Here is a 26623-nt window from a genome sequence, read left to right as displayed (position 1 = left end):
ATAAAATGGCACGACAGGTGCAGGCGGCTTTGCTAAGCTTCATAGCGATACCCTATTGTGGATCATTGTCGCGTTGTTTTTAGGACTTGTTGCGGTTGCCTGCGTCTGCAGCTCTCTTCAAGAGGCCTACGATGCAATGTTTGCGTTGCGGTTGTCAGAACAGGGCGACCAATGAGTATTGCGAAGGGTGCGGGGCCTCTCTCGGAATTACGTGTGAAGCTTGCGGCCACCTGAACGGATCAAGCAGCCGCTTTTGCGGAAGGTGCGGCGCTGCGTTGACGACGGCGATTGACGCGACCCAGGTTCAGCCGTCGCACGAGCATGCCCTGAGGAGCCTGCATGCCAAGGGTGGGGAGCGGAAGCGCCTCACGATCCTTTTCGCCGATATCAGCAACTCGACGGGAATCATCGATAGCCTCGGAGATCCCGAACTGGGCATGCGGCGCTTGCAGCCGGTGCTCGACCTGATGAACGAGGCGGTTCACCGCTACGGCGGCGTCGTCAACAAGGCCCAGGGCGACGGCGTCATGGCGATGTTCGGCGCCCCGCAGCCTCACGAGGATCACGCCGTTCGGGGCTGTCTCGCGGCGTTGGCGATGCAGGATGACGTCAAGCGGCTGCATGACGTCGATATGCAAATCCGCGTCGGCGTCCACACCGGTGAGGTCGTCTTCCAGGCCATCGAGCACGGCATCTATCAAACCTATGATGCCGCGGGCGCGAACGTGCACCTCGCCAGTCGACTGGAGCACCTTGCCGAGCCGGGCACCATTCTGGTCTCGAGGGAGACCCACGCTGTCGCGAAGCAGTTCGTGGAGGTGGAGTCGCTTGGCGAGCAGGCCATTCGGGGGCTCGCGGCGCCCGTCGAGGTGCTCAGGCTGAGGGGCCTTCAGCATGCGCCGTCGAGCGGTGTGTTCCGGACCGGACGACGGTTGAGTCCCTTGACCGGCCGCGCCGACGAGTTTGCGGCGCTGACGGCTGAACTCGAGAACACCCGCAAGGGAGATGGCCGGGCGATCGGTGTCGTTGGCGAAGCCGGCATAGGAAAGAGTCGCCTTTGTTTTGAATTTGCCGAGAGTTGTCGCAGCAAGGGCATCCGCGTCTTTGAGGCGCGTGTGCTCGCGCACGGGCGCGCAACGCCGTTTCAGCCGGTGCTGGCGCTGCTTCGGGATATTTTCGGGCTTCGCATCAAGGAGGAAGCGCCGGACGTTTCGCGCCGCCGTGTCTTCGACCGGTTGGCGGCAATGCCGGTCTCCGATCATCTGGCACCCGTGCTGCTGGAATTCCTCGGACTGGCGGACCCGCACCAGCCCGCGCCGAAACTGGATCCCAAGGCCCGCAAGGCCCAATTGCTCGATTTCGTCGGCGAACTGGTACGCGCCGCACCTCGTGACAATGTGACGGTCGTCCTGATCGACGATCTGCACTGGATTGATCCGGCGAGCGAGGAGTTCGTCGAGGCCCTTGCCGACGCCGTGGTCGGAACCACGACGATGCTGCTGGTCAATTTCAGGGCCGGATTGAGCGCGCCGCTGATGCAGCGGTCGCATTACCGGCAGATCAATATGGCTCCGCTTGGGCCCGCGGAGGCGCAATCGATCTTGCGCGATCATTTTGGTACCGACCCGTCTCTGGCGTTGTTGAGCCGGAATATCGTCGAGCGCGCGCACGGCAATCCGTTCTTCCTGGAAGAGCTCATGAGCGCCCTCGTCGAGCGTGGCGACTTCGAGGGCGAGAAGGGCGCGTACCGGCTGAAGGGCGGCATCGACACAATTCCGCTTCCGACGACCGTGCAGGCCGTGGTCGCGGCGCGCATCGATCGCCTCGACGAACACGCAAAGAGGGCCCTCGAGGTCGCCTCGGTTGCCGGGCGCGAGATTTCGTTGTCGGTTCTCGATGCCGTTGCCGGTCTGGCGAAGGCCGAGCTGCTGGAAGCCGTGGGACATTTGCGACGCGCCGAATTGCTCTACGACGTGCCTCCCTTTGAGCAGCGGCTGATCGCGTTTCGTCATCCGTTGATCCAGGAAGTCGCCTATCTGTCGCTGTTGCACGAACGGCGCCGCGAACTTCACGCCGCCGTCGCGCAGGCGATCGAGAAGTTGTTCAAGGATCGCGCCGAGGAACGGGCGTCGCTTCTCGCCTACCACTGGGAGCATGCCGGCGAACATTTGAAGGCGGCGCAGCAGCACATGCGCGCGGCGGTCTGGGTCGGCGCGAACGATCCCAGTCAGGCCTTGCGAAGCTGGAAGAAGGTGCGTGAACTCCTGACGCACCAGCCCCCGTCGCAAATGACCGACTACCTGAAGATGATGGCCTGTGGCCAGATCGTGAATTTCGGCTGGCGCGAGGGAATTTCCGCCGCCGATGCGCAGGTCTATTTCGAGGAAGCCCGCGGCCTCGCGCTCGCGATGGGGGACCTGCGCGCCAACACGCTGATTCACGCTGCCTACGGCCGGATTTTGGCGAATGGCGGCTCGGCCGACGAATATGTCGAGCGGGTGCTGGAAGCCAAGGCGCTTGCCGACACCGGCACCGACACCAGCGTCCAGGTCACGCTGAAGGCCATTCTCTGCCATGCGCTCCGGCTCTCCGGGCGGATGTCGGAGGCGCTGCAGATGAACATGGAGGCGGCCGCGCGCGCGTCGGAGATCGTGAAGTCGGACCGGGAGACGCTTGGATTCGACGTCGAGGTCTGGTTGACTGCCATGCGCGGGCAGACGCTCGTGATGCTGGGGCGCGCGTCCGAGGCCCGGCCGCTGCTCGATCGCGTGCTGCAACTGGATGGCAGCCAGGTCGATGCCATTCACTACGTCATCCCGAGCCTTGCCTATGTCGACCTCGCTTGGTCCGAAGGCGACGTCGGATTGGCCCAGCACCACGCCGATCGCGCCTTCTCGCTCGCGGTCAAAAGCGGCAATCCATATTTGCGCGTCTACGCGCAGGCCAGTCGCGGCCTGTCCCATATGGTGGCAGGCCGGATCACATCATCGATCGAGGATCTGACGGCCGCGCTCGACTTCGCGCGAACCCGCAAGGCCGGCCTCGAAAACGAAGCGCGGATTCTCGCCGATCTGGCGAACGCGTATCGACGGAAGGGAGATGCGGCCGCAGCGTTGTCCGCCGTTGACGAGGCGATTGCGGTTGCGGTCAAGCGGCACGCGCGCATTCCGGAATGCCTTGCCCGGTCGGTTCGCGCCGATCTGCTGCTGCGCTCCGGGCGCAGCGGTGAGGCCGAGGAGGGCACGAAGGAACTGGACCGCGCGACCGCGCTGCTTCACGAGACCGGCGCGATGATCTTCGCGCCCTTTGTCGGTGGCGCGGGAAAGACGGTCAAAGCGAATCGAAGTTCGAACGAAGCCAATAATATTTGAGTTGCGAGTGAAATTGTTCTGATCCCATTCGGATGATCTCATGTTGTTCGCGAATGTGACGGGCGAACCGGTCGGCAAAGGAAGCGCCCGCGCGTGCAGGTACGCGCTCCTTTGCGACATCCTGGCCGATTTCAGGCGTGCGTTTCCCGATCTGCTTTTCGAACTCGACGAAGGAAGCGCGACCGTCAATGCTCAGGCCTTCATTCGTGGCGACGATCGCGTCGTGCGGATCTATGGCGGACTGGCTTACCACGCGGCGATGAACGCGGACGGCCTGGTTTTCGCCCTGCTGCACGAGGTCGGACACCATCTGTCGAAAGGCGGTCGGCTCGCCGCCAATTCCGAGCTCGGTTGCGAGTGCGCGGCGGACCGCTGGATTCTCGCCAAGGGCGCAGCCCGGCTGCGCAAGCAGACCGGGCGCACGCTCTCGATTGAGCGCGCGGTATCGAGCATCGAGCAATTGACGGCGCTTGCCGCCTGCGGCCTGGGAGCTCGCAAGCGCGGTCCAAGCGTGTGCTGGGCCGATCATTGGCCAAGGCGCAAACATGTACTGGTTCGACCGGAGGCCGCGCCGGCAATTCCGCGGTGCTATCTGTCCAAGTTTTTACGACTGAATCAAATTGCACAAAGGGAGACGACAAATGGGTGCGCTACTTCCCGTCGGCAGCGGTCCCGACGCTGAAATCGTGGACCGGCTGAATGAACTCTTCAGCGGCAAGGATCTGACTACTCTTCGCAAGCACAACAAGAAAGAAAAGCTGTTTGATCCGAGCCATAGGTTACGGCGCGTGGCGTTCCGCATCGGTGCCTATCCGAGCAAGGATTACGGGAAGGATGATGCCAAGCGGAAATGGTTCTTCTTCCTCCACCATGTGCTGCCTCAGGAGACGCAGGACGCGATCAAGAAGATCCTGGGCGACGCGATGACCCGAACCGTGATCAAGGCGGTGAAGTTCTCGGTCGAGGAAAACAGCGTGGTGACCCATCCGCATCTGTTTCCGAGCAATAACGAGCCGCTCGCGAACTACCTGAATGGGGCCGGCACCGCCTATCTTGTCCATCTGGTCGTGCAGGGGCCGATGGATGACAGCGCCGAAGATCCGCCCGGCGACAGCGACCCGGACAACGGTGAACAGCCGATCGCCTGGCCCGAGCTTTCGCTCCGGAGGCCAACGTTCAGGCGCACCAAATCAGGCGGCGGGAAGCGCGCCGGCAAGAAGAAGGCCGTTAGCAAGAAGAAGGCAGCCAAAAAGGCGGCCAAGCGTCCGCGCAAGCGTTGACGAGGCGGTCACGGCGGTTGATTGTGGCGGCAAGGGCCGACGGATGCGTCGGCCCTTCTGTCTCCAGGTCGTCCTGAAATCTGGCTGGTGGCAGCGCCTGCTGCCGGCTGCCCAAAGTCCGCTACGGCGCCGGTCCAGCCTGTTCCGTTGCGGATGGACTGCTGCCTCCGATGCGACTTCCCTTTTTCTACGGCTGGATCATCGTCGCGGTGACCTTCGTCACCATGGCGATCGGCGTCAACGCGCGTACGGCGTTCTCGCTGTTCTATCCGCCGATCATCTCGGAATTCGGCTGGGAGCGCGGCATTACGGCGGGCGCTTTCTCGTTCGGCTTTGTCGCCTCGGCGATCGCAAGTCCGCTGATCGGCCGGTTGATGGACCGCGGCGGTCCGCGCGCGGTGATGGAGCTTGGCGTCCTCTTGATGGGCTCGGGACTGCTGCTGGCGCCGCTGACGACGCAGCCCTGGCACCTCTATCTCACGATCGGCGTGCTGGTCGGCGCTGGCAGCGTCTGCCTCGGCTATTCCGGACAATCGCTGTTCGTGCCGAACTGGTTCCTCCGCCGCCGCGGACTTGCGATCGGGCTCGCCTTTGCCGGCGTCGGCATCGGCTCGGTGACGCTGCTGCCGTGGGTGCAGCACATGATCGAGCACACCGGTTGGCGCACCGCCTGCACCGCAATGGGGATCGTGGTGCTGGTCGTGCTGGCGCCGATCAATCTCTTGCTGCACAAGCGGCCGGAGGACATCGGTCTGCAGCCGGACGGCGATGCCGCGCCGACGGTGACGTCGGCCAGGCCGGCATCGAATATCGTCGACCCCGTGTGGGCTGGCACAGACTGGACGCTGTCGCGTGCGCTGCGCACCGCGCGGTTCTGGTGGATCGCGATCGGCTATTTCTGCGGCCTGTACATCTGGTACGCGGTGCAGGTGCATCAGACCAAATTCCTGCTCGACATCGGCTTCAGCTCCAATGTCGGGGTCTGGGCGCTTGGCGTCGTCAGCCTGCTCGGCATTCCCGGCCAGATCTGGCTCGGGCATCTTTCCGATCGCATCGGCCGGGAATGGGTGTGGGCGATCTCCTGCTTCGGCTTCGTGATCTGCTTCGCCGCGCTCGCCGCGCTGAAATACTGGCCGAGCATGGCGTTGATCTATCTTATGGTCTTCACCCAGGGCGCGCTCGGCTATGGCCTGACTTCGGTGATGGGGCCGGTGGTGCTGGAGATCTTCCAGGGCAAGCATTACGGCAGCATCTTCGGCACCGTGATGCTGGCTGCGCTCGCCGGCGGCGCTGCGGGCCCCTGGATCACCGGCCAGCTCTATGATCTCTCGGGCAGCTATACCAGCGCCTTCCTGCTCGGGATCGCCGTCAGCCTGCTGTCGGCATTTGCGATCTGGCAGGCCTCGCCCCGCAAGGTCCGCGCCGTCGCCGGACAGATGCACAAGGTCGCAAGCGCGGCCTGACGCGTCAGGCCGCCGAAACGCCGATTGCGCGCTGCAGGTCGGTGATCGCGCGCAGGCAGCTGTCGGCGGGGGTGGTTTCCGGATCGATCAGGCGGTGCAGGCGGAAACCATCTTCCAGCGCCAGCACGATCGCTCCGGTCCAGTCCGGATCGAGTCTGCCGTTCCGGCCGCTATTCTTCTGCGCAGTCGTGACGATGTCGGCGATCAGCTTGCGTCGCGCGCGCAGGCGTTTGGCGAGCTCGGGCCGGCGCTTCTCGGCGCGCGCCACGAACAGGATCATCTCCATGTGCAGGAGCGGGGAGCGGCCGAGCGGATCCTGCCGGCTGCGATCCATGGTGCGCAGCGCCTCGAGGAAGTCGGCCAGGTTCCTGTGCCGGGCGAGCAAATCGAGATTGCGCCGGATCGATTGCTCGACGTGATCCTCGAGCATCGCGAAGATCAGCTCGTCCTTGCTCTTGAAGTTGGAATAGAAGGCGCCGCGGGTGAAGCCCGCCGCGGCCGCGATCGCCTCGATACTGGCGCCGCCGATGCCCTGTTCCTCGAACACCCGCGCCGCCGCCTCGAACAGCTTCTCGCAGGTGTCGTCCCGTGTCGGTCTGGTTCGAACCCTTGACATCGGCGCATTTTAGGGCACAATGCAACTCGATACAAGACTGTATCGAGTTGCATTCGACAGAACCAGAACAGCCGCATCCGTGATGATGCGGTCTTGAGGATGACACCAGGGCACGCCAGGCTTTAGGGCACCGGCGTAGCGAGCGAACGAGGTCACCATGAACGAGCAAGTTCAGCCGGCGAGCGGCGAGCCGCTTTTCAATCCGCTGGCGCCTGAATTCATTCGCAATCCCTATCCGTATTACGAGCGGCTGCGCCGCCTCGATCCGATGCATGTCAATGTGCACGGCGCTTTCGTTGCCAGTCGGCACGCCGAGGCGAGCCTCGTGCTGCGCGACAAGCGGTTCGGCAAGGATTTTGCCGAACGGTCGATCCGCCGCTACGGTCCGAAGATCATGGAGGAGCCGGTCTTCCGCAGCATGAGCCACTGGATGCTGCAGCAGGATCCGCCCGACCACACCCGCCTGCGCGGCCTTGTCGTCAAGGCCTTCACCGCGCGGCGGGTCGAGGACATGCGGCCGCGCATCCAGCACGTCGTCGACGAGACGCTCGACCGTATCATTCCGCAAGGCAAGATGGACCTGATCGAGGATTTCGCGTTCCGTCTGCCGGTCACCATCATCTGCGACATGCTCGGCATCCCCGAGGAACACCGCGAGGCCTTCTACAACGGTTCGCGCGATGGCGGCCGCATCCTCGAGCCGGTGCCGCTGACGCCTGAAGAAATCAAGCAGGGCAACGCCGCCAATGCGATGGCGGCGATGTATTTCCATCAGCTGTTCGAGCTGCGCCGCAAGCAGCCCGGCGACGACCTCACCACCCAGCTGGTGCAGGCTGAAGAGGACGGCCAGAAGCTCACCAATGAGGAACTGACCGGCAACATCATCCTGCTATTCGGCGCCGGCCACGAGACGACTGTGAACCTGATCGGCAACGGCCTGCTGGCGCTGTTCCGCAACCCGGACCAACTCGCGCTGCTGAAGGCCAATCCTGGCCTGATCACCAATGCGATCGAGGAGTTCCTGCGTTACGATTCCTCGGTGCAGCTGACCGGCCGTGTCGCGCTGGAGGACATCGACGACCTCGGTGGCAAGCGCATCCCGAAGGGCGAGAGCGTGCTGTGCCTCCTGGGCTCGGCCAATCACGACGAGGCTGTCTACCCCGATCACCCCGAAAGGCTCGACATCCGGCGGCCGAACGTCAAGCCGCTGTCGTTCGGCGGCGGCATCCATTTCTGCCTCGGCGCCCAGCTGGCGCGGATCGAGGCCGAGATCGCGATCTCGACACTGCTGCGCCGGATTCCCGACCTGCGGCTCGATGACGCGGAAAATCCGGAGTGGCGGCCGACCTTCGTGCTGCGCGGGCTGAAGCGGCTGCCGGCGAGCTGGTGACGTTCCCGCGGGTCAGCGATCCGCGGCGGGGCCGGCACACGCACGCTTGAACGGGAAATCAACCATCTGTCCAGAGTCCCAGCAGTAAACCGGCTGTGACTTCGCCGTACTTGTCTCTATATTTGGGTTGCTCCGGCCAGAGGTTGGCAAAGGGTTCAGCATGAGGAGGCTGCCCCGGAGCTGGCTCAAAGGGAGACACCGTGCAGACGACGCTGCTCGGCCTGGCAATTGCCTTCATTCTTGCACTGGTCGCGGCGCTGGTCGGTCCATATTTCGTTGACTGGAACCAGTTCCGGCCGCAGTTCGAGGCGGAGGCGTCCAAGATCATCGGCGTGCCGATTCGCGTCGCCGGCAATCTCGACGCGCGGCTGCTGCCGGCGCCCTCGCTGCGGTTGAAGACGGTCACTGTCGGCGGCGCCAACGACCTCGGCAAGATTCGGGCCGCCAATCTCGACGTGGAGTTCAGCCTGAGCTCGCTGATGCGTGGCGAGTGGCGCGCGAACGAGCTCACCATCAACGGCGTGTCGCTCGATCTCGGGCTGGACCCGAAAGGGCGCATCGACTGGTCGCCGTCGAGCGGGAGCTTCAACCTCGCTTCGCTGGCGATCGACCGGCTCAACCTGACCGGCCGCATCGCGTTGCATGATGCCGCGAGCCGCAGCACGCTCGAGCTGAACGACATTGCCTTCAGCGGCGACGTCCGCTCGCTTGCCGGTGCAATCCGCGGTGACGGCAATTTCATGTTCGACGGCAACCGTTACCCGTTTCGGGTCTCCTCGGGGCAAAGCGCCGATGGCAGCGGCACCCGCCTGCACTTCAGCATCGATCCCGGGCAGCGGCCGGTGTCGGCCGATCTCGACGGCATCCTGACCTTCGAGGCTCGCGCGCCGCGGTTCGAGGGCATGCTGACGCTGGCGGGGGCGCCCGGTCAGCGCGGCGGCGATGCGCCCCCATGGCGGATCGCGGCCAAGGTGAAATCGGACTATTCGACGGCACGGCTCGACCAGATCGAATTGAGCTATGGCGCAGAGGACCGTGCGCTGAAGCTCGCCGGCAACGGCGATCTGCGTTTCGGTGCGTCGCCGCTGCTGCGCGCCTCGCTTACGGCGCGGCAGCTCGACGGCGACAAGTTCGCCGCCAAGGATAGCGCCAAGGACGGCAGCAATGGCAATGTCGAGCCGGTCCGCGTGCTGCCGGCCATGCGCGCGGTGTTGTCGGGTCTTCCGCAAAGCCCGATACCGGCGCAGCTGGAGCTGGCGTCCGAGCAGATCATGCTCGGCGGCCGTCCGTTGCAGGACATCTCGGCGGAGCTGCGATCGGATGCGAAATCCTGGACGGTGCGCCGGCTGGAATTTCGCGCGCCGGGATCCACGCGTGTCTCGATGAGCGGTGCCAGCGCGCAAGCTGGAGCGGCGAACAGCTTCAAGACCGCGCTCAACATCGAATCGTCCGATCCCGACGCGCTGATGACCTGGCTGCAGGGGCGCGGCGACGTCACCTATCGCAGCCAGAAGCCGCTGCGGTTGCGCGGCGACGTCATGGTGTCGCCATCAGGCTTTTCGATCGACGCGATGAAGGCGGAGATCGAGGGCGGCACGCTCGAGGGCCGCGTCGCGGTTACGCACCGCGAGGCGACCAGCGGCTCGAAGGTCGAGGCGCAGTTGAAGGCGGAGCGGCTCGATCTCGACGCGACCGCGGCATTGATCCGCTCGCTGGCCGGTCCGCAAGGCGAATGGCCCGACGAGGCGCAGCTGTCGCTCGACGTCGGGCGCGCGGTCTCTTCCGGGCAGGAGTTGCGGCCGCTGCTGGCGAAGATCGCCTATAGCCCAAAGAATATCGTGCTCGAGCGCGTCAAGATCGGTCAGCCCGACAATGTCACGCTGGACGGCAGCGGCGATTTCGACCGCGCTAATTCGACCGGCAAGCTCGCGGTCGACGCGACCGCCGCGTCGCTTGGCCGGCTGACCGCTGTGGTTCAGCCGTTCGCGCCGGCGCTGGCCGCGCGGCTTGCCGTGCTCCGCGCGGATGCCGGCCCGGTTCGCGCCAGGCTCGCGCTCGACCTCGGCAAGGGCAAGGCGGCCGATCGCGTCAGCGCGCGCGCGACGCTCGATCTCGACACGCCGCAGCTCAAGGGCAACACGGTGATCTCGGCGACGCCGCAGGTGGCCGCGATCCGTGCGCTGGATTTCGATGCACTTCGCCGCAACGAGGTTGCAGCGGAGACGAAATTCTCGGCAGGCGATGGCAACGCTTTGCTGGCGCTGCTTGGGCTTGACCATGCGGTCGCAGCCGGTGCCGGTTCGACGCAATTCGAGGGCACGGCGATCGGCGCGTGGCGCGCGCCGTTGCGGCTGAAGGCAAGGCTCTGGGGCGCAGGGCTGGACGCGGATGCCGAAGGGACCGCGGAGCCTTGGACGAAGGACGGGGCCAGCGAGAGCAAATCGAGCATTAGCCTCCGCGTTCGCAGCGCCGACATCGGTCCGCTGCTCAATCTGAAACCAGCCGCCCCGGTCGCAAGTATCCGCCTGTCGTCGAAACTGACGCTCGCGGGCGACAGGCTGACCTTCGACGATCTCGACAGCATCATCGCCGGTTCACGGCTGCGCGGCCATCTGGCGCTGACGCTCGCCGATCAGAAAAGCGTCGACGGCGAAGTCGGTCTCGATCAGATCACGCTGGCGCCGATTTTCGCGGCCGCGATCGGCGCGGCAGGTCACGATGCGACGGAGCCGCTCGGCCAGGGCCTCACGAGCGCCTGGCGCGGCAAGGTCACGTTCGAAGCGCTGCATGGCCTGCTGCCGGGTGGCGCCGAGCTGCAGCCGGTCAGAGGCACCATCAGATCGGACGGGCAGTCGCTGACCTTCGACGGCATCAAGGGCAAGATCGGCGGCGGCGAGGCGACTGCCACCATCGATGCGCGACAGGGCGCCAACGGACTTGCGCTCAGCGCCAATGTGCAGCTGTCCGGCATCGACAGTTCAGCCTTGCACTACCGCAGTCTCGCGATGCCCAAGGGACGCGCCTCGATGCAGATGACGCTGTTGACGCAGGGCCGCAGTGCCTCGGCGTTGACCGGCGCGCTGTCCGGCAGCGGCACCGTGACGCTGGAGGGGCTCAGCCTTCCGGGCCTCGATCCGCGCGCCTTCGAAGTTGCGATCCGCGCCAGCGATTCCGGACAGGCGACCGACGACACGCGGCTGCGGCAGATCGTCGAACCGGTGCTCGCGAGCGGCGCGCTGTCGATTGCTTCGGCGCAAATTCCCTTCAACATCCGCGACGGCCGCCTCCGGGTCGGCGCCACCACGCTCGCGGCGAACGGCGCCAATGCGATCGTATCCGGCGGCTACGACATTCCGGCCGACCAGGCCGACATCCGCGCTGCCCTGGCATCGACGCAGGTCGGCACGGCCAACAGCCGACCGGAAATCCAGCTGCTTGCCGTGGGCACGCCCGACGGATTGTCGCGCAGTATCGACATTGCGGCGCTGTCGTCGTGGCTTGCGGTGCGCGCGATCGATCGGGAGACCAAGCGGCTTGACGCCATCGAGCGCGGCGAACCGGCGCCGCCGCCGACCCAAACGGCGCTTCCGCATCCGGCCGAGCCGGCTCCGGATGCATCCAACCCCAATTCGGCGGGAGTGCCTTCCGCCAACTTGCCTGGGCCTGGCCCTGACCCGCGCCGCGTGCCGGCGAAGCCGAAGATCGTGGCGCCGCGGCCGCCGACTGTCCCGCCGGTCGCCACCGCACCCGCCATTGCGCCGCCCGCGTCGGTTGCGAGCCAGCCGCAGCTGGCGCCGCTGCCACCGCCGATCGAGGTCAAGCCGGCGCCCGGCGCGGCCAGGCCACCAAAGCCGCTGCGGCCGCCGCTGTCGCTGACGCCGCAGGTCGCCAATCCACCGCAGCGGCCGGCGCTGCAGAACTAAACGCGCTTTCAAGCGAAGTGGGCACCGGTTTGCGTCAAGAAAGCCCGTCAAACGAAGCTCTGGCTCATGATCGGTGCTGCAGAATATTGATCAGCTTGCCGAAGGGATCGCGGACGAAGAAACGCCGCACGCCCCACGGCTCGTCCGCCGGTCCGTATTCGATCGTGATGCAGGCTGCCTTCATTCGGCGCAGGGCCTCGTCGAGATCGTCAACCTCAATGGAGAGATCAGGCACCGGCGTGCCGGAACCACCTTCGGAAGCGAAGCTGATTTGAGCCTGCATTGTTTCGGATGAGCCGTAAGTCGCAACCCAACCGAAATCCATCAGTGGCTCGAGGCCAAGCACGTCGCGATAGAACGACTTCGCTGCCGCTGTGTCCGGTGCCGCAACGTTCGCGACGATCCGATTGACCTTCATGCTGAGCCCGCGCAGCGGAACGACCGTCTACTGGTGGCGACGGTCGGAGAGGCCGTCAGGCCTGCTGACGCGTGTCGACCTGTTGCGGCCTGACATCCGTGGGCACCGCCGGCGTGGCTCGCGAGCGGAAGTAGTCGAGCACGAACAGCCGGATCGCGGAGGACAAATTGCCCTGCTGACGATTGTTGTCGATCTCGCCGACCAACTCCGACAGCGTCATGTTCCGCAGACCGGAAATCTCCTTCATGCCATTCCAGAAGGCTTCTTCGAGGCTGACGCTGGTCTTGTGTCCGGCGACGACGATCGAGCGCTTGACGACGGGAGACTTCATGATGCGTCTCCATTTTCGATGCGGTGCTGATCGAGCACGCGCGCGTTGCGCTCGCCGAGGAATTCGTCACGCGCTCGTTCGGATTTGGTGCGACCGAATAGCGCACGATTGGCTTCGGCCTGCTTCGCTGCTTGTTCGCGCTCACCGCGCTTCTTGAATCGTTTCAAGTTGACCACGTCGCCCATGCTCGTCGTCCTCATCGTCCCCAGAGCGGAATTGGTGATGCATCGTGACGAAAGCAAGAGCAATTGCGCTACGCGCTCGGCTCGATATCCATCCCGAATCCCCGTTTGATGCTCTGATAGCATCAAAGAATCCGTTTCGCTCTGCGAAAACTAGACGTCTGTACCATGCGCCAGCGCAGAGCTCATAGGTAACGCGCCTTAGTCTTTAGGCGTTATGATCCATAATTATATCACGCGCGCTGACCGTAATTATCCGGACAATGCGCGCTGCGCGTTAGCCCGGGTGTGTCATTTTGTCCGGCTGCACGAGGCGATCAAATTCATCCGCGGAAACAAATCCGAGCCGCAAAGCCTCTTCCTTCAGCGTCGTTCCGCGCGCATGCGCCGACTTGGCGACCTTGGCTGCGTTGTCGTAACCGATCTTCGGCGCGAGTGCGGTGACCAGCATCAGCGAGCGCTGCATCAGTTCGTTGATGCGCTTTTCGTCGGCGTGTATTCCGACAACGCAATGCTCAGTAAATGAGCGGACAACGTCAGACAGCAACTGGATGGAATTTATCATACAATATGCCAACACAGGCTTGTACACATTCAACTCGAAATGGCCCTGGCTGCCGGCGACGGTGATCGTGGTCTGATTGCCGAACACCTGGCAGCAGACCATGGTCATGGCTTCGCACTGGGTCGGATTGACCTTGCCCGGCATGATCGACGAGCCCGGCTCGTTCTCAGGCAGGATCAACTCGCCGAGGCCCGAGCGCGGGCCCGAGCCGAGCAAGCGGATATCGTTGGCGATCTTGAACAGGCCGGTCGCCACCGAGTTGATCGCGCCGTGCACCAGCACATAGGCGTCGTTGGAAGCCAGCGCCTCGAACTTGTTGGCCGCACTGGTGAACGGCAGCTTGGTGATTTTGGCGACGTGCCGCGCGAAGGTTTTCGCAAATCGCGGCTTCGAGTTGAGGCCGGTGCCGACGGCGGTACCGCCCTGCGCGAGCGGAAACAGATCCTTCACCGCGACGCGCAGCCGCGCGATGCCGCTCTCGACCTGCGCGGCGTAGCCGGAGAATTCCTGGCCGAGCGTCAACGGCGTCGCATCCTGGGTGTGGGTGCGCCCGATCTTGACGATCTTGGCAAACGCCTTCTCCTTCTTGCGCAACGCGCGATGCAGTTCGGTGAGTGCCGGAATCAGATCGGCGACGATGCGGCTCGCTGCGGCGATATGCATCGCGGTCGGAAACGAGTCGTTCGACGACTGACTCATGTTGACGTGATCGTTCGGATGAATCGGCTTCTTGGCGCCAAGCTCGCCGCCGAGCATCTGGTTGGCGCGGTTGGCGATCACCTCGTTCACGTTCATGTTGCTCTGCGTGCCCGAGCCGGTCTGCCAGACCACCAAGGGGAAATTGTCGTCGAGCTTGCCTTCGATCACTTCCTTCGCTGCGCGGATGATGGCGCCGGCGCGGCGCGCATCGAGCTGGCCGAGCTCGCGATTGGTCTCCGCAGCCGCAAGCTTCACGATGCCGAGTGCATGGACGATCGCGATCGGCATGCGGTCGTGGCCGATCTTGAAATTCTGCCGCGAGCGTTCGGTCTGCGCGCCCCAATAGCGGTCCGCGGGAACGTCGATCGGACCGAAGCTGTCGGTCTCGCCGCGGGTCTTTGCCTTGGAGGGGATCGTCGATCGAGCCATCATGCTTTCCGTGGATGCTTGCCGTTGGGTCATCAAAACGTGGCCCGGCGCGGCAACGCGACAGCGTCCACGCGAAGGGCACGTTCATGCAGAAGTAGGCTGGGACGACGATTTGTCATCCCGATCCCGACAAGCATCCTACAAGGTCGAGGCGTGATCGGCGCTTAGATTATTTCTTGCGGAAGCGGTCCAGCCGCACGACCTCGGCGCCTTCGCTGGGCTTCGTGGGCTCCTGCTCGGTCTCGGCATTCTCGGTCTCGGCCGCTGCGTGGGCCGGGGGGGCGGGCAGGGGAGAGGCCGGCGCCGTGGCGGGAGGGGCTTCTTCGGACAGTGCGTCCGAGACATCGAAGCGCAAATCGAACGGCGCGGACGGATCGAGGAAGCGCGTCACTGCGGCGAACGGCACGGTCAGCCGCTCGGGAATCCCGCCGAACGACAGGCCGACCTCGAAGCGATCCTCCGTCACCACCAGATCCCAGAACTGGTGCTGCAGGATGATGGTCATCTCCTCCGGATACTGCGCGAGCAGCCGGGACGACAGCTTCACGCCGTCGCCGTGCGACAGGAAGGTGATGTAGAAATGATGCTCGCCCGGCAGGCCATGTTCGGCGGCGTCGGACAACACCCGGCGCAGCACCCCGCGCAGCGCATCGCGCGCCAGCACGTCATATCGGATGTGATCGGTCGCCATGGTGATCCTGTCGCTTCGAAAATGCCCGCCTGGGCGGCGCCGGACCGTCCGACTCGCCCTTTTGCCATGCTACCCCGCCGGGAGCCGGAAATCAGCAGGGCTGGCAGCTGAAATGCGGGCGGACGCCCGATTTGGAAACAAGGGATAAAGTGGAGGCTTCTGTTGCCAGGTGCCTCCGAACCCCGCCTAGCGGAGCTTAACCCGCTAGGACTTTAAGATGGTCTTTCAAACTGCGTTACGCAGCCTGAGCAACCGGAGCAAAGTTGTCGTTGGCAACTATTGCATTGGCCCGATGTCGGCGGAACCATACCGAGAAAAAACACGCCCTTTACGCCCTCGTCGATCCTATTTCGCCCCCGCCGAAAGCCACCGTGACGGATGGGTTTTGGTGGAGGCGCCGGGTACCGCCCCCGGGTCCGAATGGTTTATTGCGACGGTCATTTATTTCCATAGCCGGCGAACCGGCACCCCCAATATAGCGGCAAAGTCTTAGAAAAACAGAGCCGATTCAGGCCCTTTCGGCTGTGAAACCCACCGATTTCGGGTTGGCCAGGGTCTTGGCGCTTTCCCGGCGCCGTTCTAGGTTTTGCCCATGCCCCCGGAATCTCCGCCGGTTGCCGCCCCGGCGCCGGATGCCTCCGCACCATCGCCGCCCCATCAGCCCGGCCTGCTCGAGCTGTTCCTGGCCTTTGCCAAGATGTCGCTGGCCGGCTTTGGCGGGGTTCTGGTCTGGGCCCGGCGCTCGATCGTCGAGCAGTACCGCTGGATGACCGCGGAGGAGTTCAACGAGACCTTCGCGCTGTGCCATTTCCTGCCAGGTCCGAACATCGTCAACCTGTCGGTCGTATTCGGCTCGCGCTTTCGCGGCATAGCCGGCGGGCTCGCGGCCTTCGCCGGGCTGGTCGGGCCGCCGATGGTGATCGCGACCATCCTTGCCGCGCTCTATGCCCGTTACGGCGACATCGACGTGCTGCGCCGGACGCTCGCCGGCGTCGCCTGCGCCGCGGTCGGGCTGCTGTTCGCCGTCGTCTTCAAGATGATGATGCCGCTCCTGAAGCGGCGCGACGTCACGAGCCTCGTCATTCTGGCTGCGGTTTTCGTCGCGATCGGACTGATCCGCTGGCCGCTCCAGATCGTGCTGCTGGTGGCGATCCCGCTCAGCATTGCGACGACGGTCCTGGCGCGCCGCATGGTGCGGGCATGAGCTCGGAGTCCAACCCGATCGCGGCGCTGGTCTGGACCTTCGGCCTGATGTCGCTGTTTGCGGTCGGGGGCGCCAATTCGGCGATTCCCGAAATGCACCGCGCCGCCGTCGATGTGCATCACTGGCTGACCGACAAGCAGTTCGCCGACGTATTCGCGATCTCGCAGCTCTCGCCGGGGCCGAACGTGCTGATCGTGACCTTGATCGGCTATTCTGTCGCGGGCGTCGCCGGGGCGTTGGCCGCGACGGTGGCGATGTGCGGACCGACCGCGCTGCTTGCCTATTATGTGAGCCGTTTCCTCGATCGCTCGCGCGACGCGCGCTGGCCGGCGATGATCCAGGCGGCACTGGTTCCGCTGTCGATCGGTCTGATGGCGGCGTCCGGCCTGATCGTGGCGCAGACCTCAGACCAAAGTTGGATCGCGGTTCTGATCACCATTGTCGCGGCCGCGCTTGCTTTTGCGACGCGGATCAACCCTTTGTGGATGTTGCTGGCCGGAGGCCTCTTGGGTTTCGCTGGCGTTATCTGACGAAAATCGCTAGCAAGGCTTTCGGTCAACGCACCACAAACCAAGCCATTCAATCAAAACGGGCGGGACAGCCCTGACGGGGGAAGCGAAGTCATGAGCGATACGCCGAGCGAGGCGCCGGTCAAATCGATCTTGCCGAAATGGGTGCGCGGTCCGCAGGATTTTGTCGGCGGGCTCGCCATGATGGCGGTTGCGCTGTTTGCCTTGTGGGCCTCGAGCGATTTGCAGGGTATGCACGGATTTTCGTTCGGCGCCGGAACCGCGCCGCGCATGTTCGCCGTGCTGCTGCTGTTGCTCGGCGGTGGTGTCGCGCTGATGGGAGTTCTGCAGGCCGGCCCGCATATCGCGGCCTATTCCTGGCGCGGCCCGTTGTTCGTATCCGCCGCAATCGTGTTCTTCGCATTGGCGATCCGGCCGCTCGGGCTTGTGGTCTCCGCCTTTGCCGCCTTCATGATCGCGGCGATGGGCTCGCAGGAGACGAAGTTGGTCGAGGCCGTCATTGTCGGCGCCTGTCTGACCCTCGGCTGCGCGCTGCTTTTCCCCTATGTGCTGGGACTTCCGATGCCGATGTTCCCGCGTTTCCTGATCCAGTGAGGGCGTGATGGAACTGTTCGCCAATCTCGCCCACGGTTTCGCGGTCGCATTCTCGCCGATCAACCTTCTGATGTGCCTGGTCGGCGCGCTGGTCGGCACGTTGGTCGGCGTGCTGCCGGGCATCGGCACCATCGCCACAGTAGCCATGCTGCTGCCGATCACCTTCGGCCTGCCGCCGGTCGGTGCGCTGATCATGCTCGCCGGAATCTATTACGGTGCGCAATATGGCGGCTCGACCACCTCGATCCTGGTCAATATTCCGGGCGAGGCGACCTCGGTGGTCACCGCGCTTGACGGCCACCAGATGGCCAAGCAGGGCCGCGCCGGTCCGGCACTGGCGATCGCCGCGATCGGCTCGTTCTTCGCCGGCTGCGTCGCGACCGTGCTGATCGCCGTGCTCGGCGCGCCGCTGACCAAGCTCGCGCTGGCGTTCGGCCCGGCCGAATATTTCTCGCTGATGGTGCTCGGCCTGATCTTCGCGGTGGTGCTCGCCAAGGGCTCGGTGCTGAAGGCGATCGCGATGATCGTGTTCGGGCTGTTGCTGTCGATGGTCGGCTCCGACATCGAGACCGGCGCCTCGCGCATGGCCTTCAACATCCCCGAACTCGCCGACGGTCTCGGCTTTGCCACCGTGGCGATGGGGGTGTTCGGCTTCGCGGAGATCATCCGCAACCTCGACCACGGCGCCGAGATGAACCGCAACCTGGTGCAGCAAAAGATCACCGGCCTGATGCCGACCAGGAAGGACATCGCGGATTCAACGCCGGCGATCCTGCGCGGCACCGTGCTCGGCTCGATCCTCGGCATCCTGCCGGGCGGCGGCGCCGTGATCGCGTCGTTCGCGGCCTATACGCTGGAGAAGAAGCTGGCAAAAAATCCGTCGCGGTTCGGCCGCGGCGCGATCGAGGGCGTGGCGGCGCCGGAAAGCGCCAACAACGCCGCGGCGCAGACCTCGTTCATCCCGCTGCTCACGCTCGGCATCCCGCCGAACGCGGTGATGGCGCTGATGGTCGGCGCGATGACCATCCATGGCATCGTGCCGGGTCCGCAGGTGATGCAGAAGCAGCCCGATCTGGTCTGGGGCATGATCGCCTCGATGTGGATCGGCAATCTGATGCTGATCATCATCAACCTGCCGCTGGTGGGCATCTGGGTCCGTCTGCTGCGCGTGCCGTACCGGCTGATGTTCCCCTCGATCGTGGTGTTCTGCGCGATCGGCATCTATTCGGTGAACAACGCGCCGGTCGACGTCGTGCTCGCAGGCGTGTTCGGCCTCGTCGGCTATTGGCTGATCAAGCATGATTTCGAGCCGGCGCCGCTGTTGCTCGGCATGGTGCTGGGCCCGCTGATGGAGGAGAACCTGCGTCGCGCGCTGTTGATCTCGCGCGGCGACTGGAGCGTGTTCGTCTCGCGGCCGCTGTCGGCGGTGCTGCTGGCGATCGCGGCGGGTCTCCTGGTGCTGGCCGTGCTGCCGACCTTGCGTGCCAAGCGCGACGAAGTGTTCGTGGAGTCCGAGGGCTGAGCGAGCTGCCGGCCCCGCGTCGCCGCGCCGCAGGCGGAAGTCGAATCGACACTCGATGTCGTCCCGTGAAATGAAAATGCCGGCCGATTTGGCCGGCATTTTTATTGGTCAAACGTTCCCGGGAGGAAATTGAGATGATGTCCATTCGCTCGCTTGCGGGCGCATGCCTTTCGGCATTTGTCGCGCTCGGCGCATTCGCCGTACCGGCGTCTGCGCAAAATTATCCGACCCGCACCATCACCATGATCGTGCCGTTCGCAGCCGGCGGCCCGACCGACGTCGTTTCGCGCATCGTCACCGCGCACATGGCGCAGACGCTGGGACAGAGCATCGTGATCGAGAACGTGGTCGGCGCCGGCGGCACCACCGCGACGACGCGCGCCGCACGTGCCGCCAATGACGGCTATACGTTGATCACAGGGCATATGGGCACGCACGCCGCCTCTGTGCCGCTCTATCCGAAGCTTGCCTATCACCCGGAAAAGGATTTCGAGCCCGTCGCGCTGCTCGCCGGCACGCCGATCCTGATCCTTGCCCGCAAGGACTTCCCGCCGAAGGATCTCAAGGAATTCGTCGCCTACGTGAAGGCCAATGCCGAGAAGGTCAACGCCGCGCATGCCGGCATCGGCTCGGTCTCGCACGCCTCCTGCGAGCTCCTGAACTCGATCCTCGGCGTCAAGCCGGTCGGCGTGCCCTTCAACGGCACCGGCCCGGCCATGAATGCGCTGGTCGCAGGCCAGGTCGACTACATGTGCGACCAGATCGTCAACGCGGTGCCGCAGATCAACGCCGGCACCATCAAGGCCTATGCGGTCGCCACACCCGAGCGCAACCCGTCGCTGCCCAATGTGCCGACCACGACGGAAGCCGGCTTGCCGGCCTTCCAGGCCCAGGCCTGGAACGCGATTTTCGCGCCAAAGGGAACTTCGCCCGCCATCATCGCCACGTTGAATGCCGCGGCCATCAAGGCGCTTGACGATGAGAATGTCCGCAAGCGCCTGCTCGACCTCGGCAGCGTGATCCCGGCACCCGTCAACCGTACGCCGGAGGCACTTGCGACCCTCGTCAAGAACGAGATCGCGAAGTGGACGCCGGTGCTCAAGCCGGCAACTTAATCCAGTACAATCAAGTGGATAGGATAGGGGCGGGACGCGAGTTCCGCCCCTTGTCGTTTGGCGCGGAGTGCTCATTTTTCAGGGTATAATCGGTACGTTCAGCCGAATCAGCGTGCCGACCGGCGGCCTTGGCCGCTACATTGGTCGTTCTCTCGAAAGCCCGAAACAGACGCCATGAACCAGTATCACGACCTGCTCGAACGCATCCTCGCCGACGGCGCCGAGAAGCACGACCGCACCGGCACCGGGACGCTGTCGATCTTCGGTCATCAGATGCGCTTCAACCTCGCGGCCGGCTTCCCGATGCTGACCACCAAGCGGCTGCCGCTGAAGGCGATCGTTCACGAGCTGCTCTGGTTCCTCGCCGGCGACACCAACATCAAATATCTCAACGACAACGGCGTCACGATCTGGGACGAATGGGCCGACGCCAACGGAGACCTCGGTCCGGTGTACGGCTCGCAATGGCGGTCGTGGCCCGCGCCGGATGGCCGCAGCATCGACCAGATCGCTGGCGTGGTCGAGATGATCAAGCGCAATCCGGATTCGCGGCGGCTGATCGTCAGCGCCTGGAATCCGGCCGAGGTCGACAAGATGGCGCTGCCGCCGTGCCATTGCCTGTTCCAGTTCTATGTCGCGAACGGCAAATTGTCCTGTCAGCTCTATCAGCGCTCGGGTGACGTCTTCCTCGGCGTGCCCTTCAATATCGCCTCCTATGCGCTGCTGACCATGATGGTCGCGCAGGTGACCGGGCTCAAGCCCGGCGATTTCGTGCACTCGCTCGGCGACGCGCACCTCTACTCGAACCATCTCGAGCAGGCGCGCCTGCAGTTGACGCGGCCGACGCGACCGCTGCCGACGATGGCGATCAATCCGGACGTGAAGGATATCTTCGCGTTCCGCTACGAGGACTTCAAACTCGAAGGTTACGACCCGCATCCGCACATCAAGGCCGAGGTCGCGGTATGAGTTGCGGTCCGAGGGATTGAATGTCGCTGACGATTCGCCGCGCGCGGCCCGATGAGGCCGGACTGGTGTTCTCGCTGGTCCGCGAACTCGCCGAATACGAAAAGCTTCTGCATGAGGTTCACGCCAGCGAGGCCGACATCGCTGACGCGCTGTTCGGCGCCAATCCGCGGCTTTATTGCGACATCGCGGAATGGAACGGCGAGCCTGCCGGCTTCGCGGTCTGGTTCGTCAACTTCTCGACCTTCGCCGGCCGTCACGGCATCTATCTCGAAGACCTCTTCGTGCGTCCGGCGCTGCGCGGCAAGGGCATCGGCAAGGCGCTGCTGGTGCATCTGGCGAAGCAATGCCTCGGCAATGGCTGGTCGCGCCTGCAATGGGCGGTGCTCGACTGGAACGCGCCGTCGATCGCGTTCTACAAGTCGCTCGGTGCCGAAATGATGGACGAATGGACGATTTGCCGCGTCTCCGGCGAGGCGCTGTCGGCTCTCGCGGAAGGGGCGCGCTGATGGAGATCGTGCTTGTCGTAGCGGTCGCCGAGAACGGCGTGATCGGGAGCGACAACGCCATTCCATGGCGGCTGAAATCCGACCAGCAGCGTTTCAAGGCGATTACGTTGAACAAGCCCGTCGTGATGGGGCGCAAGACCTTCGAATCCCTGCGCAGGCCGCTGCCGGGCCGCACCAACATCGTGGTGACGCGCGATCTGAACTACCGCGCGCGCGGCGCCATCGTCACGACGTCGTTTGAAAACGCCCGCGCCATTGCGCTTGGCGACGCGCTGCGGCGTTTCGCCACTGAGATTGCCGTCATCGGTGGCGCGGAAATCTACGCGCAATGGATGGGCACCGCCGATCGCCTTGAGATCACCGAGGTCCATGCCCGGCCGGACGGCGACACGCGGTTCGACAAAATCGATGCGCAGCAGTGGGACGAGGTGGCGCGCGTGCGAAATCCGGCAGGTCCGGACGACAGTGCCGACTTCTCCTATGTGACATATCGTCGGCGCGGCCGGGGTTAACCAATGTTTGCATTGACAATTATGCCCCGGCGCATAGCTCGTCCGGCCAGGAAGCTTGCGTTGTAAGGGCCCTAGCGGTCCCCTATAACCGGGCCGGACATTCGAGGCCGGGCGTCCCGTCCGGACTTGCCGAGGAGATGTTTGATGCCGTGGAAAAATCAAGGCGGGGGGCCCTGGGGCTCGGGTCCGAAAGGGCCATGGGGCACCGGTCCGCAGTCAGCCGGGCCAAGGCCGCCGGATCTTGAGGATCTGCTGCGGCGCGGCCAGGACCGCCTGCAGCAGTGGCTGCCCGGCGGGCATTTCAGCGGCATGGGCGTCGCGCTGGTGCTGGTCGCCGCGCTGGCGATCTGGTTCGCGACCGGCATCTTCCGCGTGCAGTCCGAAGAACTCGGCGTCGTGCTGCGCTTCGGCAAGTATGTCCGCGATGCGCAGCCCGGCCTGCGCTACCACCTGCCATATCCGATTGAGACAGTGCTGCTGCCGAAGGCGCTGCGCGTCAACACGATCTCGATCGGCATGACCCTGATCGACGATCCCGCACGGCGCGGCCGCACCATGCGTGACGTGCCGGAAGAGAGCCTGATGCTGACCGGTGACGAGAACATCGTCGACGTCGACTTCACGGTGCTGTGGCGCATCAAGCCGGGCGGGGCCGGCGCCTATCTGTTCAACATCCAGAATCCCGAAGGTACCGTGAAGGCAGTTGCCGAAAGCGCGATGCGTGAGGTGATCGGCCGCTCGCAGATCCAGCCGATCCTGACCGGGGCGCGCAACGTCACCGAGCAGAGCGTTCAGGAGCTGATGCAGAAGACGCTCGATACCTACAACGCGGGCATCCAGATCACGCAGGTGCAGATGCAGAAGGTCGATCCGCCGGCGCAGGTGATCGACGCATTCCGTGACGTGCAGGCGGCGCGCGCCGACCTCGAGCGCAAGCAGAACGAGGCACAGACCTACGCCAACCGGATCGTGCCGGAAGCGCGCGGTCGTTCCGCGCAGATCCTGCAGGCCGCCGAAGGCTACAAGGAGCAGGCGGTCGCCGACGCCAAGGGCCAGAGCGCACGCTTCCTGAAGGTCTATGAAGAGTACAAGAAGGCACCCGACGTGACGCGCGAGCGCATCTATCTGGAGACCATGGAAAAAGTGCTCGGCGGCTCCGAGAAGCTGGTTTACGACGGCGGCCCGGGCCAGAACATCGTGCCCTACCTTCCGCTCGGCGAACTGACGCCGCGGCGGCCGGCGGCACCGGCCACGACCGGCCAGCAGCAGGGAGCCACCCGATGAGGTCTCCCGTCACCGGCATTGTATCCCTGATCATCCTCTTCATTGTGCTCGCCGTCGGCTACAGCTCGGTGTTCACCGTGCAGCAGACCGAGCAAACCATCGTCTTGCGGTTCGGCGAGCCGGTCGACATCGTCACCGAGCCCGGCCTGCACTTCAAGGCGCCGTGGAATTCGGTGATCAACGTCGACAAACGCATCCTCGATCTGGAAAACCCGTCGCAGGAGGTGATCGCCTCCGACCAGAAGCGGCTCGTGGTGGACGCCTTCGCGCGCTATCGCATCAAGAACGCGTTGCGCTACTACACCAGCGTCGGCTCGATCCAGGCCGCCAATCTGCAGCTGACCACGCTGCTGAACGCAGCGCTGCGCCGCGTGCTCGGCGAGGTCAACTTCATCACCGTGGTGCGTGACGATCGCGAGAAGCTGATGCAGCGGATTCGCGAGCAGCTCGACAGGGAAGCGGACGGATACGGCATCGAGGTTGTCGACGTCCGCATTCGCCGTGCCGACCTGCCGGAGCAGAACAGCCAGGCCGTCTACAACCGGATGAAGACCGAACGTGAGCGCGAGGCGGCCGAGTTCCGTGCCCAGGGCGACCAGAAGGCGCAGGAAATCCGCTCGAAGGCCGACCGCGAAGCGACCGTGATCGTCGCCGAGGCCAACTCGGCCGCGGACCAGACCCGCGGTGCGGGTGACGCCGAGCGCAACCGCCTGTTCGCCGAAGCCTATGGCAAGGACAAGGACTTCTTCGCGTTCTATCGTTCGATGACGGCCTATGAGAACGGCCTGCGTTCCAGCGACACGCGTTTCCTGTTGCGGCCGGACTCGGAATTCTTCAGATTCTTCGGCGGTGCAAACGGCAAGTTGCCCGAGGCGGCCGCCGCGCCGAAACAGTAGCGTCACGACTTGAACACCAGGACTTGGCGGCGATGCGGATGACGCTTCGCCGCCGACCAAAAACAACAAGTATCGAGCGGGAGGCTGCCATCCGATGAAGTCCATAGCGTTCGGCGACTTCCTCATCGGGTTGGGAATCCTGTTCGTGCTCGAAGGCATCCTGTTCGCGGCAAGCCCCGCCTGGATGCGCCGGGCGATGAAGAGCGCGCTGGCGACACCCGACAACATCCTGCGCATCGTCGGTATCGGCTCGGCGGTCGCCGGGCTTGTCCTGATCTGGGTGGTGCGGAGATAGTCGCCGTTCCGGAGCATGCGAAGCATGACCGCCAATGCGCGATCGCGCATCGGGGAACCTCGAGATTTCTCAAAGGCGCGCAATTGCGACCCCGGGGTTCAGCCCGTCGGGCTGCCGCGGGAATGACAAGCAAGACTGAACATAATCGTGAGCCTCACGCAGCCGGTTTTTCGCCGAAATGCCCGGCTGAGATGCTTGCGCCGTGTGCCCGTTCGGGCGCACTCTGTAACTAGCTCATTTGGACCCGTTTGCCTGGAGAAACTCCGACATGACCGCTGCCAGACCAGCCCTGAGCCGTCGCTTCCGCATGATGGGAGCCGCGATCTCGATCGGTGCTGCAAGCATGCTGAGCTCCGTGCCGGCATTCGCACGCGGTCCTGAAGGCATCGCCGACATCGCCGAGAAGGTGATCGATGCCGTCGTCAACATCTCGACGTCGCAGACCGTCGAGGCCAAGGACCGGACGATGCCGCAGCTGCCGCCGGGCTCGCCGTTCGAGGAATTCTTCGACGACTTCTTCAAGAACCGCCGCGGGCCGCCTGGCAAGGGCGGCGACAAGAGCGGTGAGTTCCAGCCGCGCAAGACCAACTCGCTCGGCTCGGGTTTCATCGTCGACACCGCGGGCATCGTCGTCACCAACAACCACGTCATCGCCGATGCCGACGAGATCAACGTCATCCTCAACGACGGCACCAAGATCAAGGCCGAGCTGGTCGGCGTCGACAAGAAGACCGACCTCGCGGTCCTGAAATTCAAGCCGCCGAAGCCGCTCACCGCGGTCAAATTCGGCGACAGCGACAAGATCCGGCTCGGCGACTGGGTGGTCGCGATCGGCAACCCGTTCAGCCTCGGCGGCACGGTGACCGCGGGCATCGTCTCGGCCAAGAACCGCGACATCAGCCAGGGCCCGTACGACAGCTACATCCAGACCGACGCCGCCATCAACCGCGGCAATTCCGGCGGTCCGCTGTTCAACCTCGATGGTGAGGTGATCGGCGTCAACACGCTGATCATCTCGCCGACCGGCGGTTCGATCGGCCTCGGCTTCGCCGTGCCGTCGAAGACCGTGGCCGGCGTCGTCGACCAGTTGCAGAAATTCGGCGAGCTGCGCCGCGGCTGGCTCGGCGTGCGCATCCAGCAGGTCACCGACGAGATCGCCGACAGCCTCAACATCAAGCCGGCGCGCGGCGCGCTGGTTGCCGGCGTCGACGACAAGGGGCCGGCCAAGCCGGCGGGCATCGAACCCGGCGACGTCGTCGTCAAGTTCGACGGCAAGGACGTCAAGGACCCCAAGGATCTGTCGCGCATCGTCGCCGACACCGCGGTCGGCAAGGAAGTCGACGTCGTCGTCATCCGCAAGGGCAATGAGGAGACCCGCAAGGTCACGCTCGGCCGGCTCGAGGACAACGAGAAGGTTCAGCAGGTCAACGCCAGGTCGAAGGACGACACCGCCGAGAAGCCGGTGACCCAGAAGGCGCTCGGTCTCGACCTCGCGGCGCTGAGCAAGGACCTGCGCACCAAGTACAAGATCAAGGACAGCGTGAAGGGCGTCGTCGTCACCGGCGTCGACGGCAACTCCGATGCCGCCGAGAAGCGGCTGTCGGCGGGCGATGTCATCGTCGAGGTGGCGCAGGAGGCGGTGTCGAGCGCCGCTGACATCAAGAAGCGCGTCGATCAGCTTAAGAAGGACGGCAAGAAGTCGGTGCTGCTGCTGGTCTCGAACGGCGACGGCGAACTGCGCTTCGTCGCGCTCGGCGTGCAGTAGCGATCAAGGCGTCGTTCCGGGGCGATGCCAAGCATCGAACCTCGGGGGCGCAGTTGCGCCCTGGGAACCTCGA

The 26623-nt window shown here is 64.6% G+C and carries 24 protein-coding genes and 1 other RNA gene; 18 read left to right on the top strand and 7 right to left on the bottom strand.

Annotated elements, in window-relative coordinates; genetic code table 11:
• The first annotated feature begins 131 nt into the window (after positions 1 to 131).
• The 4 genes from ACVWY5_RS26110 to ACVWY5_RS26095 all read left to right on the top strand — a co-directional run bounded on the left by ACVWY5_RS26110 (position 132) and on the right by ACVWY5_RS26095 (position 6114).
• Positions 132 to 3371: an AAA family ATPase gene (locus ACVWY5_RS26110; RefSeq protein WP_051376023.1), complete on the top strand. Its 3240-nt coding sequence runs from the start codon at positions 132 to 134 to the stop codon at positions 3369 to 3371.
• 40 nt (positions 3372 to 3411) lie between these two features.
• Positions 3412 to 4053, top strand: coding sequence for a hypothetical protein (locus tag ACVWY5_RS26105; RefSeq protein WP_028332502.1), 642 nt, complete (start codon positions 3412 to 3414; stop codon positions 4051 to 4053).
• Positions 4013 to 4651 (top strand): hypothetical protein, encoded by a 639-nt coding sequence (locus tag ACVWY5_RS26100; RefSeq protein ID WP_028332501.1) that lies wholly within the window; start codon positions 4013 to 4015, stop codon positions 4649 to 4651. Before ACVWY5_RS26105 ends, ACVWY5_RS26100 begins: the two co-directional genes overlap by 41 nt.
• 170 nt (positions 4652 to 4821) lie before the next feature.
• Entirely contained in the window at positions 4822 to 6114 is a 1293-nt protein-coding gene (locus ACVWY5_RS26095; RefSeq protein ID WP_038377241.1) for an MFS transporter, read from the top strand.
• Positions 6115 to 6118: 4 nt separating this feature from the next.
• On the opposite strand, the gene ACVWY5_RS26090 is transcribed toward ACVWY5_RS26095, so the two are convergent.
• Positions 6119 to 6730, bottom strand: coding sequence for a TetR/AcrR family transcriptional regulator (locus ACVWY5_RS26090; RefSeq protein ID WP_028332499.1), 612 nt, complete (start codon positions 6728 to 6730; stop codon positions 6119 to 6121).
• A gap of 157 nt (positions 6731 to 6887) precedes the next feature.
• On the opposite strand from ACVWY5_RS26090, the gene ACVWY5_RS26085 reads away from it, so the two are divergent.
• Both ACVWY5_RS26085 and ACVWY5_RS26080 read left to right on the top strand, forming a co-directional pair.
• A complete protein-coding gene (locus ACVWY5_RS26085) occupies positions 6888 to 8120 on the top strand; it encodes a cytochrome P450 (RefSeq protein WP_028332498.1) in 1233 nt (410 codons plus the stop codon).
• Positions 8121 to 8320: 200 nt separating this feature from the next.
• Positions 8321 to 12043 (top strand): AsmA family protein, encoded by a 3723-nt coding sequence (locus tag ACVWY5_RS26080; RefSeq protein ID WP_028332497.1) that lies wholly within the window; start codon positions 8321 to 8323, stop codon positions 12041 to 12043.
• Between the two features lie 64 nt (positions 12044 to 12107).
• On the opposite strand, the gene ACVWY5_RS26075 is transcribed toward ACVWY5_RS26080, so the two are convergent.
• From ACVWY5_RS26075 to ssrA, 6 genes are all read right to left on the bottom strand, one after another.
• On the bottom strand, positions 12108 to 12461 hold the full coding sequence (locus ACVWY5_RS26075; RefSeq protein ID WP_028332496.1) for a VOC family protein: 354 nt from the start codon (positions 12459 to 12461) through the stop codon (positions 12108 to 12110).
• A gap of 55 nt (positions 12462 to 12516) precedes the next feature.
• Positions 12517 to 12792, bottom strand: a complete 276-nt coding sequence (locus ACVWY5_RS26070; RefSeq protein WP_024580116.1) for a ribbon-helix-helix domain-containing protein — start codon at positions 12790 to 12792, stop codon at positions 12517 to 12519.
• Positions 12789 to 12977 carry a DUF4169 family protein gene (locus ACVWY5_RS26065; protein ID WP_016841076.1) on the bottom strand — a complete coding sequence of 63 codons (189 nt, stop codon included), beginning with the start codon at positions 12975 to 12977 and terminating at the stop codon, positions 12789 to 12791. The genes ACVWY5_RS26070 and ACVWY5_RS26065 overlap by 4 nt, the downstream gene beginning before the upstream one ends.
• 274 nt (positions 12978 to 13251) lie before the next feature.
• The gene (fumC, locus tag ACVWY5_RS26060) at positions 13252 to 14670 is read right to left on the bottom strand and encodes a class II fumarate hydratase (protein ID WP_167350411.1); all 1419 of its coding nucleotides are present in this window, start codon (positions 14668 to 14670) and stop codon (positions 13252 to 13254) included.
• A gap of 166 nt (positions 14671 to 14836) precedes the next feature.
• Positions 14837 to 15358 (bottom strand): ClpXP protease specificity-enhancing factor SspB, encoded by a 522-nt coding sequence (locus tag ACVWY5_RS26055; RefSeq protein WP_028332494.1) that lies wholly within the window; start codon positions 15356 to 15358, stop codon positions 14837 to 14839.
• A 148-nt stretch (positions 15359 to 15506) separates the two neighbouring features.
• Positions 15507 to 15862: a transfer-messenger RNA gene (ssrA, locus tag ACVWY5_RS26050) on the bottom strand.
• Positions 15863 to 15950: 88 nt separating this feature from the next.
• On the opposite strand from ssrA, the gene ACVWY5_RS26045 reads away from it, so the two are divergent.
• The 12 genes from ACVWY5_RS26045 to ACVWY5_RS25990 all read left to right on the top strand — a co-directional run bounded on the left by ACVWY5_RS26045 (position 15951) and on the right by ACVWY5_RS25990 (position 26550).
• Positions 15951 to 16562 carry a chromate transporter gene (locus ACVWY5_RS26045; protein WP_028332493.1) on the top strand — a complete coding sequence of 204 codons (612 nt, stop codon included), beginning with the start codon at positions 15951 to 15953 and terminating at the stop codon, positions 16560 to 16562.
• Positions 16559 to 17092 (top strand): chromate transporter, encoded by a 534-nt coding sequence (locus tag ACVWY5_RS26040; protein WP_028332492.1) that lies wholly within the window; start codon positions 16559 to 16561, stop codon positions 17090 to 17092. Before ACVWY5_RS26045 ends, ACVWY5_RS26040 begins: the two co-directional genes overlap by 4 nt.
• A 93-nt stretch (positions 17093 to 17185) precedes the next feature.
• A complete protein-coding gene (locus tag ACVWY5_RS26035) occupies positions 17186 to 17686 on the top strand; it encodes a tripartite tricarboxylate transporter TctB family protein (protein WP_028332491.1) in 501 nt (166 codons plus the stop codon).
• Between the two features lie 7 nt (positions 17687 to 17693).
• Positions 17694 to 19208 (top strand): tripartite tricarboxylate transporter permease, encoded by a 1515-nt coding sequence (locus tag ACVWY5_RS26030; RefSeq protein WP_028332490.1) that lies wholly within the window; start codon positions 17694 to 17696, stop codon positions 19206 to 19208.
• Positions 19209 to 19342: 134 nt separating this feature from the next.
• Positions 19343 to 20323, top strand: a complete 981-nt coding sequence (locus ACVWY5_RS26025; RefSeq protein ID WP_028332489.1) for a tripartite tricarboxylate transporter substrate binding protein BugD — start codon at positions 19343 to 19345, stop codon at positions 20321 to 20323.
• A 174-nt stretch (positions 20324 to 20497) separates the two neighbouring features.
• Positions 20498 to 21292, top strand: a complete 795-nt coding sequence (locus ACVWY5_RS26020; RefSeq protein ID WP_028332488.1) for a thymidylate synthase — start codon at positions 20498 to 20500, stop codon at positions 21290 to 21292.
• 20 nt (positions 21293 to 21312) lie between these two features.
• Complete coding sequence (locus tag ACVWY5_RS26015) at positions 21313 to 21798, top strand: GNAT family N-acetyltransferase (RefSeq protein ID WP_028332487.1); 486 nt, start codon at positions 21313 to 21315, stop codon at positions 21796 to 21798.
• On the top strand, positions 21798 to 22310 hold the full coding sequence (locus ACVWY5_RS26010) for a dihydrofolate reductase (protein ID WP_028332486.1): 513 nt from the start codon (positions 21798 to 21800) through the stop codon (positions 22308 to 22310). Before ACVWY5_RS26015 ends, ACVWY5_RS26010 begins: the two co-directional genes overlap by 1 nt.
• A 144-nt stretch (positions 22311 to 22454) precedes the next feature.
• Entirely contained in the window at positions 22455 to 23594 is a 1140-nt protein-coding gene (gene hflK, locus ACVWY5_RS26005) for an FtsH protease activity modulator HflK (protein ID WP_028332485.1), read from the top strand.
• The gene (gene hflC / locus ACVWY5_RS26000; protein ID WP_028332484.1) at positions 23591 to 24490 is read left to right on the top strand and encodes a protease modulator HflC; all 900 of its coding nucleotides are present in this window, start codon (positions 23591 to 23593) and stop codon (positions 24488 to 24490) included. Before hflK ends, hflC begins: the two co-directional genes overlap by 4 nt.
• Positions 24491 to 24584: 94 nt before the next feature.
• Complete coding sequence (locus tag ACVWY5_RS25995; protein ID WP_028332483.1) at positions 24585 to 24785, top strand: DUF2065 domain-containing protein; 201 nt, start codon at positions 24585 to 24587, stop codon at positions 24783 to 24785.
• Positions 24786 to 25053: 268 nt separating this feature from the next.
• Positions 25054 to 26550 (top strand): Do family serine endopeptidase, encoded by a 1497-nt coding sequence (locus tag ACVWY5_RS25990; RefSeq protein WP_028332482.1) that lies wholly within the window; start codon positions 25054 to 25056, stop codon positions 26548 to 26550.
• Positions 26551 to 26623 lie beyond the last annotated feature (73 nt).

The sequence above is a fragment of the Bradyrhizobium sp. USDA 3256 genome (assembly GCF_054058275.1).
Note: the sequence above shows the minus strand (reverse complement) of the source record. Positions and strands in the feature narration are given on the sequence as shown.

What these genes read in the sequence shown, in the direction of transcription:
- ACVWY5_RS26055 (WP_028332494.1), bottom strand. Translation starts at nt 15,358, where the DNA reads ATGGCGACCGATCACATCCGATATGACGTGCTGGCGCGCGATGCGCTG.
- ACVWY5_RS26030 (WP_028332490.1), top strand. Translation starts at nt 17,694, where the DNA reads ATGGAACTGTTCGCCAATCTCGCCCACGGTTTCGCGGTCGCATTCTCG.
- ACVWY5_RS26075 (WP_028332496.1), bottom strand. Translation starts at nt 12,461, where the DNA reads ATGAAGGTCAATCGGATCGTCGCGAACGTTGCGGCACCGGACACAGCG.
- ACVWY5_RS26085 (WP_028332498.1), top strand. Translation starts at nt 6,888, where the DNA reads ATGAACGAGCAAGTTCAGCCGGCGAGCGGCGAGCCGCTTTTCAATCCG.
- ACVWY5_RS26105 (WP_028332502.1), top strand. Translation starts at nt 3,412, where the DNA reads ATGTTGTTCGCGAATGTGACGGGCGAACCGGTCGGCAAAGGAAGCGCC.
- ACVWY5_RS26110 (WP_051376023.1), top strand. Translation starts at nt 132, where the DNA reads ATGCAATGTTTGCGTTGCGGTTGTCAGAACAGGGCGACCAATGAGTAT.
- ACVWY5_RS26045 (WP_028332493.1), top strand. Translation starts at nt 15,951, where the DNA reads ATGCCCCCGGAATCTCCGCCGGTTGCCGCCCCGGCGCCGGATGCCTCC.
- hflC (WP_028332484.1), top strand. Translation starts at nt 23,591, where the DNA reads ATGAGGTCTCCCGTCACCGGCATTGTATCCCTGATCATCCTCTTCATT.
- ACVWY5_RS26090 (WP_028332499.1), bottom strand. Translation starts at nt 6,730, where the DNA reads ATGTCAAGGGTTCGAACCAGACCGACACGGGACGACACCTGCGAGAAG.
- ACVWY5_RS26015 (WP_028332487.1), top strand. Translation starts at nt 21,313, where the DNA reads ATGTCGCTGACGATTCGCCGCGCGCGGCCCGATGAGGCCGGACTGGTG.
- ACVWY5_RS26040 (WP_028332492.1), top strand. Translation starts at nt 16,559, where the DNA reads ATGAGCTCGGAGTCCAACCCGATCGCGGCGCTGGTCTGGACCTTCGGC.
- ACVWY5_RS26095 (WP_038377241.1), top strand. Translation starts at nt 4,822, where the DNA reads ATGCGACTTCCCTTTTTCTACGGCTGGATCATCGTCGCGGTGACCTTC.
- ACVWY5_RS25990 (WP_028332482.1), top strand. Translation starts at nt 25,054, where the DNA reads ATGACCGCTGCCAGACCAGCCCTGAGCCGTCGCTTCCGCATGATGGGA.
- ACVWY5_RS26100 (WP_028332501.1), top strand. Translation starts at nt 4,013, where the DNA reads ATGGGTGCGCTACTTCCCGTCGGCAGCGGTCCCGACGCTGAAATCGTG.
- ACVWY5_RS26010 (WP_028332486.1), top strand. Translation starts at nt 21,798, where the DNA reads ATGGAGATCGTGCTTGTCGTAGCGGTCGCCGAGAACGGCGTGATCGGG.
- ACVWY5_RS26020 (WP_028332488.1), top strand. Translation starts at nt 20,498, where the DNA reads ATGAACCAGTATCACGACCTGCTCGAACGCATCCTCGCCGACGGCGCC.
- fumC (WP_167350411.1), bottom strand. Translation starts at nt 14,670, where the DNA reads ATGATGGCTCGATCGACGATCCCCTCCAAGGCAAAGACCCGCGGCGAG.
- hflK (WP_028332485.1), top strand. Translation starts at nt 22,455, where the DNA reads ATGCCGTGGAAAAATCAAGGCGGGGGGCCCTGGGGCTCGGGTCCGAAA.
- ACVWY5_RS26035 (WP_028332491.1), top strand. Translation starts at nt 17,186, where the DNA reads ATGAGCGATACGCCGAGCGAGGCGCCGGTCAAATCGATCTTGCCGAAA.
- ACVWY5_RS26070 (WP_024580116.1), bottom strand. Translation starts at nt 12,792, where the DNA reads ATGAAGTCTCCCGTCGTCAAGCGCTCGATCGTCGTCGCCGGACACAAG.
- ACVWY5_RS26025 (WP_028332489.1), top strand. Translation starts at nt 19,343, where the DNA reads ATGATGTCCATTCGCTCGCTTGCGGGCGCATGCCTTTCGGCATTTGTC.
- ACVWY5_RS25995 (WP_028332483.1), top strand. Translation starts at nt 24,585, where the DNA reads ATGAAGTCCATAGCGTTCGGCGACTTCCTCATCGGGTTGGGAATCCTG.
- ACVWY5_RS26065 (WP_016841076.1), bottom strand. Translation starts at nt 12,977, where the DNA reads ATGGGCGACGTGGTCAACTTGAAACGATTCAAGAAGCGCGGTGAGCGC.